We start from the raw sequence: 10,918 nt of genomic DNA, 5'->3' as shown, positions 1-10,918 counted from the left end.
CGGGCTACGCGCGCAGCGATGCGATTGGCCCTCCGATCGCGCCCCGGCCCCCTGGGCAGGTTCCCCTTGCTGCGCCACCGGGCCCGCGCCCGCTCTTCGCTCATCACCCAAGGAATGCCCATGACAGGCTACGATCGTCAGTCGATCTCGGATACGACCGCCAAAATCCTGCTCGAAGTACAGGCAGTGCACTTCAATGCAGAAAAACCGTTCATCTTCACGTCCGGCTGGGCAAGCCCCGTCTATATCGACTGCCGCAAGCTGATTTCGTATCCGCGTGTGCGCCGCGCGCTGATGGAAATGGCGGAAACGACGATCATGCGCGACGTCGGCTTCGAGCAGATCGACTCGGTGGCCGGCGGCGAAACGGCCGGTATCCCGTTCGCGGCATGGCTGGCCGACCGGATGATGGTGCCGATGCAGTACGTGCGCAAGAAGCCGAAGGGTTTCGGCCGCAACGCGCAGATCGAAGGCCATCTGGAAGAAGGCTCGCGCGTGCTGCTCGTGGAAGACCTGACGACCGACAGCCGCAGCAAGATCAACTTCGTCAACGCGCTGCGTACCGCGGGCGCGACGGTGAACCACTGCTTCGTGCTGTTCCACTACAACATCTTCAAGGAAAGCGTGTCGGTCCTGAAGGACATCGACGTCGACCTGCACGCGCTCGCCACGTGGTGGGACGTGCTGCGCGTCGCGAAGGCGTCGGGCTACTTCGAGACGAAGACGCTCGACGAAGTCGAGAAATTCCTGCACGCACCGGCCGAGTGGTCGGCTGCGCACGGCGGCGCGACGGCTCCGAAGGAATGACGCCGCGCCGGCCCGCAGGCCGGCGTCCAGGCTGAACAAGCCGCCCGCTTTACCGCGGGCGGCTTTTTTTTCGTCCGTCGATTCGCGCAGGAAGCGATCGCGACCACGGGTCGCGGCGTGCATCGCTCATCGAACCCTAATGCTAGACTTGATCCATCGCTGCCATCAGCTGCGCGGGCAACGCACAACGCCAACAACGCCGGAAGCATCGGTCCGGCCTACGTGACGGGAGAAGCGCCATATGCGTGTGGATCGCCGGATCACTCCGCCTGCGCCAGCGGGTCGCCCGTCGCCGTTCCTCGCCGCCCTCCTTTACGCCGCCGTCCTCACTGCCCTGCCCGCGCATGCGGAAGGCGCGTTCACCGTGACGAGCGACGACCTGACGCCGGGCGGGCGCGTCCACGCCGCGAACGTGTTCGACCGCGGCGACTGCAAGGGCGGCAATCACTCGCCGCAACTCGCCTGGCACAACCCGCCGCCCGGCACACGCGGCTACGCGGTCACGCTCTTCGATCCCGACGCGCCGGGGCACGGCTGGTGGCACTGGGCCGTGGCGGGCATTCCGGCAACGGTCACGAGCCTGCCCGCCGACGCGAGCGCGTCCGGCTTCCTGCGGCGCATCGGCGCGAGCGAGGCGCGCAACGACTTCGGGATCGACGGCTACGGCGGCCCGTGCCCGCCGCCCGGCAAACCGCACCGCTACGTGATCACCGTCTACGCGCTCAAGGGCGACGACCTGCGCGTCGCGCAGGGCCGCCCCGCGCCGATGTTCGAGCACGAGATCGGCACGCTGGCGATCGGCACCGCGCAACTCACGGTCAACTACGGGCAGTAGCGAGCGTCGGGCATTGCGCGCGGCCGCGCCGCCGCACTGCGATTGCCTGCCTCCGCGAAATTCCGTCCGCCGCGCCCGCGCGTTTTCCCGTCATTTCGGCTTGCTAGACTCGTCGTCACCGGTCGCGGCGCCACGCCGCGCATCCGTCGCGCCGCCTGCCGGCGACGCGTGACGCGGCGCACCTGCGGTCCGCCGTCCCCGTTCCTTTCCGGAGAACGCCTCATGTCGAACATCGTCATCGTCTATCACAGCGGCTACGGTCACACGCAGAAACTGGCTGAGGCCGTTCACACGGGCGCGCAGGACGCCGGCGCGACCGTGCGCCTGCTCGCCGTCGGCGACGTCGACGACGCGGGCTGGGCCGCGCTCGACGCAGCCGACGCGATCGTGTTCGGCGCACCGACCTACATGGGCGGCCCGTCGGCGCAGTTCAAGCAGTTTGCCGATGCGACGTCGAAAGCGTGGTTCACGCAGAAATGGAAGGACAAGATCGCCGCGGGCTTCACGAACTCCGCGACGATGAACGGCGACAAGTTCTCGACGATTCAATATTTCGTCACGCTGGCGATGCAGCATGGAATGGTGTGGGTCGGCACGAGCCTGATGCCGGCCAACTCGAAGGCGGCCACGCGCAACGACATCAACTACCTGGGCGGCTCGACGGGCCTGCTCGCGCAGTCGCCGGCGGACGCGACGCCCGACGAAGGCCCGCTGCCGGGCGACCTCGAAACCGGGAAGGCATTCGGCCGGCGCGTTGCCGAAGCGACGGCCCGCTGGGTCGCCGGCCGCAGCTGAGCACACCCCGCGCCCGCGCCGCCGGGCGCCAAAGGGACACAAGACGGCCCGCCGGCCGTCTTTTTTTCGCCCCGCGCGGTGCAGGCCCGCCGGATGACGTCTTAAAATGGCGGTTTCAGGGCGCGGGCCCCCGTTTCATTCAGTGAGAGCGAAATGAGCACCAAAGTTTTTGTCGACGGCCAGGAAGGCACGACCGGCCTCAAGATCTTCGAATACCTGTCGGCACGCAGCGACATCGAGATCCTGCGCATCGATGAAGCGAAGCGCAAGGACGTCGAAGAGCGCCGCCGCCTGATCAACGCGTCGGACGTCACGTTCCTGTGCCTGCCGGACGTCGCATCGCGCGAATCGGCCTCGCTCGTCGAGAACCCGAACACGACGCTGATCGACGCGAGCACCGCGTTCCGCACCAGCGCCGACTGGGCGTACGGCCTGCCGGAACTGACCCGCACGCAGCGCGAGAAGATTCGCACGTCGAAGCGCATCGCCGTGCCGGGCTGCCACGCGTCGGCCTTCGTGCTCGCGATGCGTCCGCTCGTCGATGCGGGCATCGTCGCACCGACGTTCGCCGCGCACAGCTACTCGATCACCGGCTACAGCGGCGGCGGCAAGTCGATGATCGCCGACTACGAAAGCGCGGCGCCGGGCGGCAAGCTCGCGAGCCCGCGCCCGTACGCGCTCGGCCTCGCGCACAAGCACCTGCCGGAAATGGCCGCGCACACGGGCCTCGCGAACCCGCCGATCTTCACGCCGATCGTCGGCCCGTTCCTGAAGGGTCTCGCAGTGACGACCTACTTCACGCCCGAGCAGCTCGCGAAGCGTGCGACGCCGCAGGACGTGCAGCGCGTGTTCGCCGAGTACTACGCGGACGAAGCATTCGTGCGCGTCGCGCCATTCGATGCGGACGCGAACCTCGACGGCGGCTTCTTCGATGTGCAGGCGAACAACGACACGAACCGGGTCGACCTGTTCGTGTTCGGCAACGAAGAGCGCTTCGTCACGGTCGCGCGCCTCGACAACCTCGGCAAGGGCGCGTCGGGCGCCGCGATCCAGTGCATGAACCTGAACATCGGCGCCGCCGAGGACGCCGGTCTCAAACGCTGATTCAGCACCGCATGCCATGCAAAGCCGGCCACTGGCCGGCTTTTTATTTACCCGTATCGGGCAATATATAAGAAATCCCGGATCGCGCATTTACAATTATTTACAAGCTTTCCATTGCGCGATTACCAGTGAATTAATTTCGCCCCTTCTTTATCCAGTCAATCCCGAATAGGGATATACCGGATACCGCCGCTTTAAACGCTGCCGTTATACGCAGGAAGGCTCTCCGCCGGCCTGCCCGGCGTCGCACATCCCCCACTCCGGCAGCTTCCGGCGGCCCGTCTCACGTTTAAATTCTTACCGAATGCCGTGTCAGACAAGGGCTCAAAACACGATACCCGTTTCAATCGCCTTTTTTAGACGGGTTCATCAATTGACAGCAAAAATCAAGGCGGCGACATTAGCTCGCACAATTAAACGATTGGAGACAGCGGCATGTCGCACACCTTATCGAAGGGGGTGGCAACGGCCTTTGCCATTGCCCCTTTCCTGGTTGCATGTGGAGGGGGAGATTCCGGCGGCGCGGTCGCGCCGATCAACGCGCCCCAATGTTCCGGTTCCAGCTGCGGCACGCAAGGGCCGCCGCCGTCGCAGCCTATCAACGGCTCGCTGTGCCCGGCCGACGCCGACATCGTGAAGAGCACGTATCTCGGCGGCGCCGGTAGCGGCGAGATCGTCAGCGTCAACATCGACGCCGTGGCGATGACCTACACGCTCAAGTGGCTCGAATCGCCGATTCCGCTCGCGACCGGCACGGTCACGCCGAGCCGCGCCGGCACGACGATCACCGGCGCGGTCATGCACCCGCCGGCCGGCGTGCTGCCGACCGCCGAGCAGACGCGCTGCGCGTTCATCCTCACGCCGGGCACGGGCAAGGCGCCGAGCGGCGCCACCTACTCGACGGCCGCCGACTTCAACCAGGCGAACCCGCCGATGCTGCTGGTCGGCATGGGCGTCGCGGGCGGCGGCATTCCGGGTGCGACGGTCCAGTACGACGGGCTGACGATCGCGCTCGGCCCGGTCGTGCTCTACCAGAACGTCGGCCAGGTGCCGAAGCGCCACTTCGACTTCTATCCGTTCCTCGGCTTCGCGAACACGACGACCGACATCACGAAGCTGCCGGGCACGTACAACGCGCTGATCTACCACCTCGTGCCGTCGGGCAACTACGCGACGAAGGGCACGAACTCGAGCGAGACGTTCGACGGGAACGGCGCCTGCACGTCGACGAGTTCGGGCGGCTGCCAGACGACCGGCAACCCGTGGACCGCGAACACCGCGAACGGCGGCTACTTCGACAGCACGAAGGCGCCGCAGACGCTGCCGCAAACGCAGTTGCCGCTCATCGGCGCGACCGGCAAGTCGGCGACCGCGCACATGGTGATCGGCCAGCTCAACGGCGCGACGGTGCCGGTGATCGTGCGTACGGGCAACGTGAACCTCGGCACGGCGCCGCTGCATACCGATGCGCAGGTCGACGACGAATCGGGCATCGCGGTGCTCGGCGCGGCGACGGCGATCACGTCGGGCACGATCGACGGCGGCTACGCGGGTGCGGACTCGAACTTCAAGTACACGGCGGCCCTGATCCGCGGCGGCAACGCGTCGTTCATCAACCCGAGCACGCAGGTCGAGGAAGACGGCTTCACGCTCGACTACGGGCAGACGACGCCCGGCCTGCTGAACGCGACGACGACGCCGCCGAGCGGCGCGAACTACCCGTCCGCATCGGGCGTGGTGATCGCGACGGGCGGGCTGTACGCGGCTCTGATCCAGGGCACGGTGAACGGCGGCGTCACGTCGACGTCGGCGAACTCGACCACGTCGTCGACACCGTACTTCGGCGTGGGCGCGCAGATCAGCAAGTAGAGCGAACGAGGACGCGACGGCGGGCTGGCCGCCGTCGCGGAACGCACGAGCGCGCGGCACGGCGCAGGCAGGACGAGCACAACCAACAGAAGCGGCCGACAGGGAGCTGGCCGCCGCACAAGACAAATCTGGAGGAGCAACATGAAGCGCAACCTCATTCTGGCGGCGGCCCTTGCCGCCCCCCTTCTTTCTGCCTGCGGCGGCGGCGACAGCAATCCGCCCCCGCTCGTCGAAGACCGGCTCTGTCCTGCCACGCTCGACTACAGCACCGTGTTTACGGGTGGCGCGGGCAGCGGCGAACTCGCGAAGGTCCAGCTCGACACGACCAAGATGACCTGGCAGGTCACCTATGTCGAATCACCGGTGCCGCAAACGACCGGCACTGTCGTGCCGACCCGCGCGGGCACCGTCGACAGCGGTACGCTCACACAGGAAACGCTGCTGCCGACCAACAAGCTGAACCAGTGCGCGTTCCGCCTGAACGGCGCGAGCCTCGATCCGTCGCGCCCGGCGCGCATCTTCGTCGGCATGGGCGTCGCGGGCGGCACGATTCCCGGCAAGGAAATCCAGTTCAACGGCGTGCTCGGCCAGGCCGCGGTGCCCGACACGAAATTCCCGTACTACCCGTTCATCGGCTTCTCGTCGATCGAGACCGACATCACGAAGGTGGCGGGCACATACAGTCACACGGGCTTCGGTGAGGTGCCGTCGCAGAAATTCGCGCCGGCATCGATCGACGCGAAGGTGACGATCAACGCCGACGGCAGCTGGACCAAGTGCGACACGACCGGCCAGTTCGCCGGCGGCGCGTGCACGCAGCAAGGCACGAACTTCGTGCAGTCGGCGGACGGCAGCGGCGCGTTCCAGTCGAACAACTACGCGAGCCAGCTGAAACCGACGCTGTCGGCGACGCCGCAGGGCAAGGGCTTCATGATCGTCGGCAAGCTGCGCAACCAGCTCGTGCCGATCCTCGTGCGCACGGGCGTCGCGAACCCGAACCCGACGCCGGACAGCAACGGCGTACCGGGCCTCACCGCCGACGACGAATCGAGCATCTCGATCCTCGCGCCGCAGACGACGATCGCGGTCGGCTCGCAGAACGGCGAGTACATCGGGGTCGACAGCCAGTTCGACTACCGCACCACCGCGCTGACCGACAAGCAGGCCACGCTGCTCGATCCGTTCAACGCGTCGCAGGCGTCGCTCGCGACCGCACTCGATCTCGACTACACGCAGACGGTGCCGGGCACGGTCACGACGATCCATACGGGTGCCAGCAGCGCGACGCCGACCGGCAAGTTCATCTTCACGGGTGGCGTGTTCGGGTTCCTCGACAATGCCGGATCGACGCCGTATTTCACGATCGGCGCGTTCGTCCAGTAAGCGGAGGGGGAAGCCGTGATGAAGAAAACCCTTCTCTGCGCGGCGGCCGGCGCCGCCGTGCTGGCGCCGCTCGCGGCGCACGCGCAGAGCGCCGGCAGCAACGTCGTCACGCTGGGCTGGTTCCACGTGATGCCGCAGCAGAGCAGCACGCCGATGACGACCAACGTCGCGCCGACGCCGATCAACACGCCGCTGCGGCTGCCGCCGTCGTTCACGTCGCCGGGCACCGGGCTGCGCACGAGCGGCGCCGACACGGTCGGCCTGACGGTCAGCCACTTCCTCACCGACCACATCGCGGTGACGTCGGTGGCCGGCGTGCCGCCGGTGTTCAAGGTGTCGGGCCAGGGCACGATCAAGCCGCCCGGCCCCGCCGGCGCGCTCGGCACGCAGAACATCGGGCTGGCGTCGGTCAACCCGATCGTGAAGAGCGTGCGGCAGTGGAGCCCGGCGATGCTGCTGCAGTACTACTTCGGCGCGGCAACCGCGAAGTTCCGGCCGTTCCTCGGCCTCGGCGTGTCGTACAACTGGTTCAGCGATCTGCAGCTCAACACGAACTTCATCAAGCAGACGCAGGACAACCTCGGCGCGATTCTCGCGGCGGGCGCGGGCAAGCCGGGTACGACATCGGTGGAAGCGAAGGCGTCGTCGTCATGGCAGCCGGTGTTCAACGCGGGCCTGCAGTACAACATGACCGAGCACTTCGGGCTGATCGCGTCGGTGACGTACATTCCGCTGAAGACGACGTCGACGGTGACGATCAAGGCGGCCGACGGCACGGTGCTCTCGGAGTCGAAATCGGACCTGAAGGCCGACCCGATCATCAGCTACGTCGGGATGACGTACAAGTTCTGAGCGCCGCGACGGACGACGAATGGAAGGCCGCGACAAAATCGCAGGCAAAAAAAAGCCCGCCTAAGAGGCGGGCTGAATCCATATCAGAGGAGACATGGAGGAGACAGGTGCAACTATAGCGAATCGGTTTCCGCATTGCAACATTTCCGTAGAGAAAATAAGGATTTTCCCTCGAATGCCGCCTCTAGATGGCGTTCATTGCATCTGACCCCGCCCTGTTTACCTGGTCGAGCACCTCGCCCAGCGCATCGCGCAGCAGCGCGACAGGCCGCACCAGACGGCCCGGCAGCGCGCCGTGCACGATCCACACGTTGATCCGCGTCTCCAGCCCCACCGTTTCCACCACCCTCAGCGCATCGCGATGCGCGCTGCGCGCCAGCGCGTTCGGCGCGGCAATGCCGATGCCCGCGCCGCGCGCGACGAGCGACAGCTGCAGCTCGGAGCCGAACGCCTCGACCGCGACATCGAACGGCAGCCCGGCCGCGCCGAGCGAGCGGCTCAGCGCCGAACGCATCCCGCAGCCGTCCTGGCTCAGCACCCACGGATAACCCGACAGCGTATCGATCGACAGCGGGCCGTCCGGCAGCGGATAGTCGCGCGCGGCGACGAGCACCGTCGGCTGCGTGCCGAGCAGCGTCGACGTGAACGCATCGGGCAGCGCCGCGCTGGCCGGCACCATCACGGCCGCGACGTCGAGCGCGCCGCGCTCGACGCCCTGCATCAGCGCCGGCGACCAGCCAGCCGTCACCCGCAGCGTGAGGCGCGGAAACGCGTCACGCAGCCGGTCGATCGGCTGCTCCAGCGCCAGCTCGGACAGGAACGGCGGCACGCCGATGCGCAGCTCGCCCGACGGCTCGCTGTCCGGCGCGCCCGCCGCCATCAGTTCGTCGACCGCGCCCAGCACGTTGCGCGCGAGCGCGTAGACGTCGCGTCCGGCGGCGGTCGGCTTCAGCGGCTTGCTTTGCCGGTCGAGCAGCGGCATGCCGAGCAGCGTTTCGAGGTTCTGCACGCGCCGCGTCAGGCCCGGCTGCGTCAGGTGGAGCTTCGCGGCCGCGGCGACCATCGACCCGCTGTCGACCACCGCGACGAATGCCTGGAGATCACGCGTATTCAAAACAAACTCGCATAATCATGTTAGAGATATTTCAATTGTCGCATAAACATCGGACACCTACGATGGGTACTCCTTCGACCCACTCGCCAGGTTTCCGATGAACTGCCCCGCCAACCCTTGCCCCGCCGCCGTTCGCACGTCCGCCGGCGCGCCGCCCGCGCTGAGCGCCGGCATGACGCTGTTCTTCGCCGCGACGGTCGGCGTGATCGTGATGGACCTGTTCGCCGCGCAACCGCTGACGGGCCCGATCAGCGCCGACCTGCACCTGCCGCCCGGCCTGACCGGCCTCGTCGCGATGCTGCCGCAGCTCGGCTACGCGGCCGGGCTCGTGCTGCTCGTGCCGCTGGTCGACCTGCTCGAGAACCGCCGCCTGATCGTCGTGACGCTGGCCGCCTGCGCGGCCGCGCTCGCGCTGCCCGCGTTCACGCGGTCGGGCACCGTGTTCCTGTTGGCGACACTCGTGGCCGGCGCCGCGTCGAGCGTGATCCAGATGCTCGTGCCGATGGCCGCGTCGATGGCACCCGAGGCGCAGCGCGGCCGCGCGGTCGGCAACGTGATGAGCGGACTGATGCTCGGCATCCTGCTGTCGCGGCCGCTCGCGAGCCTGATCGCGGGCTCGGCCGGCTGGCGCGGGTTCTACGTGCTGGCCGCGCTCGCGAACGCCGCGATCGCCGTCGTGCTCGCGCTGCGCCTGCCGGCGCGCACGCCGTCGATCACGGCCGGCTACCGCGCGCTGCTCGCATCGATGGGGCGCCTGCTGGCCGACGAGCCGGTGCTGCGCCGGCATGCGCTGTCGGCGGCGCTCGCGATGGCCGCGTTCAGCGCGTTCTGGACCGCGGTCGGGCTGCGGCTCGCGCAGCCGCCGTTCGGCCTCGACCTGCACGGAATCGCGCTGTTCGCATTCGCCGGCGCCAGCGGCGCAATCGTCACGCCGCTCGCGGGCCGTGCCGGCGACCATGGCCACGGCCCGGCCGCGCAGCGGATCGCACACGGCACGATGCTCGCGGCGCTCGTCGTGCTCGGCATCGCGGGCGCCGGCTGGTTCGGCTTCGACGCGCACGCGCATCGCGGCGTCGCGCTCGCGCTGCTGGCCGGTGGCGCGGCGCTGCTGGACGCGGGCGTCATCGTCGACCAGACGATCGGCCGCCGCGAGATCAACCTGCTGAACCCGGCCGCACGCGGCCGCCTGAACGGGCTGTTCGTCGGGCTGTTCTTCATCGGCGGCGCGCTCGGTGCGATGCTCGCAGGCGGTGCGTGGGCCTGGGGCGGATGGAGCGCGGTGTGCGGCGTCGGGTTCGCGTTCGCCGGCACGGCCACCGTCTTCGGGCTCTCGGCCGGACGCGGGGCCGGCGCAGCGGCGTTGACGCGCCCGCGGACGTGAACCCGGCCCGAAAAGCCGAACGCCCCGCCCTCTTGCGAGGGACGGGGCGTTCGGCGCGCCGGTGTCAGTTCGAAATCAGTGACGGACCAGCGCCATCATCGCGCCGAAGCCGACGAACAACCCGCCCGTCAGCCGGTTGAAGATCTTCGCGACGCTCTGGCTCTTCAGCGTCGCGCCGATGCGCGTGCCGAACGACCCGTAGACGAGATACCAGCTCACCTCGATCACCGCGAACGTGACGACGAGGACGCCGAACTGCGGCAGCGTCGGTTCGGCCGCGTTGATGAACTGCGGCAGCAGCGCGGCCGCGAACAGGATCGCCTTCGGGTTGCTGCCCGCGACCAGGAAGCCGTTGCGGAACAGCGTCCCGCGCGATGCCGGCGCGGCCTGGCGCGACACGGTTTCGACGTCGGCGGCAGGCGCATCGTCGTCGACGCGCGCACGCCACGCCTTCACACCGAGGTAGACGAGGTAGGCCGCGCCCGCGTAGCGCAGCGTGTTGAACATCGCCGGCCAGGCTTCGAGCACCGCACCGAGGCCCGCCGCCGACACCGACAGCATCAGCACCAGCGCGCTGAGACAGCCGGCCATCGTCCACGTCGAACGCCGCAGCCCGTGCCGCGCGCCGTGCGTCATCACCAGCAGCATGTTCGGGCCCGGAATCGCCGACACGACGAACACCGTCGCCACGAAAAGCCACCACGTATGCAAGTTCATGCCCGCCTCTGCCTGGATGAAAGGGAAAACGAAACGTCGATTATGCCGATGCGCCGAACTT

10 protein-coding genes are annotated in these 10,918 nt (G+C 68.0%); 8 read left to right on the top strand and 2 right to left on the bottom strand.

The window, feature by feature from the left end; all coding sequences use genetic code 11:
• Positions 1-120 precede the first annotated feature (120 nt).
• The 7 genes from ACN8ZM_RS01335 to ACN8ZM_RS01305 all read left to right on the top strand — a co-directional run bounded on the left by ACN8ZM_RS01335 (position 121) and on the right by ACN8ZM_RS01305 (position 7,645).
• The gene (locus ACN8ZM_RS01335; protein WP_006752465.1) at positions 121-807 is read left to right on the top strand and encodes an orotate phosphoribosyltransferase; all 687 of its coding nucleotides are present in this window, start codon (positions 121-123) and stop codon (positions 805-807) included.
• Between the two features lie 241 nt (positions 808-1,048).
• Positions 1,049-1,642 (top strand): YbhB/YbcL family Raf kinase inhibitor-like protein, encoded by a 594-nt coding sequence (locus tag ACN8ZM_RS01330; protein ID WP_420210444.1) that lies wholly within the window; start codon positions 1,049-1,051, stop codon positions 1,640-1,642.
• Positions 1,643-1,864: 222 nt separating this feature from the next.
• Complete coding sequence (locus ACN8ZM_RS01325) at positions 1,865-2,437, top strand: flavodoxin family protein (protein ID WP_089449728.1); 573 nt, start codon at positions 1,865-1,867, stop codon at positions 2,435-2,437.
• Between the two features lie 153 nt (positions 2,438-2,590).
• A complete protein-coding gene (gene argC, locus ACN8ZM_RS01320) occupies positions 2,591-3,541 on the top strand; it encodes an N-acetyl-gamma-glutamyl-phosphate reductase (RefSeq protein ID WP_043185152.1) in 951 nt (316 codons plus the stop codon).
• Between the two features lie 435 nt (positions 3,542-3,976).
• Positions 3,977-5,410, top strand: a complete 1,434-nt coding sequence (locus ACN8ZM_RS01315) for a DUF2957 domain-containing protein (RefSeq protein ID WP_043185151.1) — start codon at positions 3,977-3,979, stop codon at positions 5,408-5,410.
• Between the two features lie 141 nt (positions 5,411-5,551).
• Positions 5,552-6,793: a DUF2957 domain-containing protein gene (locus ACN8ZM_RS01310; protein WP_043185149.1), complete on the top strand. Its 1,242-nt coding sequence runs from the start codon at positions 5,552-5,554 to the stop codon at positions 6,791-6,793.
• Positions 6,794-6,811: 18 nt separating this feature from the next.
• Positions 6,812-7,645: an OmpW/AlkL family protein gene (locus ACN8ZM_RS01305; protein WP_043185246.1), complete on the top strand. Its 834-nt coding sequence runs from the start codon at positions 6,812-6,814 to the stop codon at positions 7,643-7,645.
• A 184-nt stretch (positions 7,646-7,829) separates the two neighbouring features.
• On the opposite strand, the gene ACN8ZM_RS01300 is transcribed toward ACN8ZM_RS01305, so the two are convergent.
• A complete protein-coding gene (locus ACN8ZM_RS01300) occupies positions 7,830-8,759 on the bottom strand; it encodes a LysR family transcriptional regulator (protein ID WP_175024250.1) in 930 nt (309 codons plus the stop codon).
• A 97-nt stretch (positions 8,760-8,856) separates the two neighbouring features.
• Here ACN8ZM_RS01300 and ACN8ZM_RS01295 point away from each other — a divergent pair, with 97 nt between their 5' ends.
• Entirely contained in the window at positions 8,857-10,140 is a 1,284-nt protein-coding gene (locus ACN8ZM_RS01295) for an MFS transporter (RefSeq protein ID WP_420210443.1), read from the top strand.
• Between the two features lie 75 nt (positions 10,141-10,215).
• Here ACN8ZM_RS01295 and ACN8ZM_RS01290 read toward each other — a convergent pair whose 3' ends face one another.
• Positions 10,216-10,857, bottom strand: coding sequence for a LysE family translocator (locus ACN8ZM_RS01290; protein ID WP_420210442.1), 642 nt, complete (start codon positions 10,855-10,857; stop codon positions 10,216-10,218).
• Between the last annotated feature and the right edge of the window lie 61 nt (positions 10,858-10,918).

The sequence above is a fragment of the Burkholderia aenigmatica genome, from assembly GCF_048627025.1.
GTDB classification, from domain to species: domain Bacteria; phylum Pseudomonadota; class Gammaproteobacteria; order Burkholderiales; family Burkholderiaceae; genus Burkholderia; species Burkholderia aenigmatica.
Note: the sequence above shows the minus strand (reverse complement) of the source record. Positions and strands in the feature narration are given on the sequence as shown.

Excerpts from the sequence above, each read along its gene's own strand:
- ACN8ZM_RS01335 (WP_006752465.1), top strand. The coding sequence starts at position 121 with ATGACAGGCTACGATCGTCAGTCGATCTCGGATACGACCGCCAAAATC.
- ACN8ZM_RS01330 (WP_420210444.1), top strand. The coding sequence starts at position 1,049 with ATGCGTGTGGATCGCCGGATCACTCCGCCTGCGCCAGCGGGTCGCCCG.
- ACN8ZM_RS01325 (WP_089449728.1), top strand. The coding sequence starts at position 1,865 with ATGTCGAACATCGTCATCGTCTATCACAGCGGCTACGGTCACACGCAG.
- argC (WP_043185152.1), top strand. The coding sequence starts at position 2,591 with ATGAGCACCAAAGTTTTTGTCGACGGCCAGGAAGGCACGACCGGCCTC.
- ACN8ZM_RS01315 (WP_043185151.1), top strand. The coding sequence starts at position 3,977 with ATGTCGCACACCTTATCGAAGGGGGTGGCAACGGCCTTTGCCATTGCC.
- ACN8ZM_RS01310 (WP_043185149.1), top strand. The coding sequence starts at position 5,552 with ATGAAGCGCAACCTCATTCTGGCGGCGGCCCTTGCCGCCCCCCTTCTT.
- ACN8ZM_RS01305 (WP_043185246.1), top strand. The coding sequence starts at position 6,812 with ATGAAGAAAACCCTTCTCTGCGCGGCGGCCGGCGCCGCCGTGCTGGCG.
- ACN8ZM_RS01295 (WP_420210443.1), top strand. The coding sequence starts at position 8,857 with ATGAACTGCCCCGCCAACCCTTGCCCCGCCGCCGTTCGCACGTCCGCC.
- ACN8ZM_RS01290 (WP_420210442.1), bottom strand. The coding sequence starts at position 10,857 with ATGAACTTGCATACGTGGTGGCTTTTCGTGGCGACGGTGTTCGTCGTG.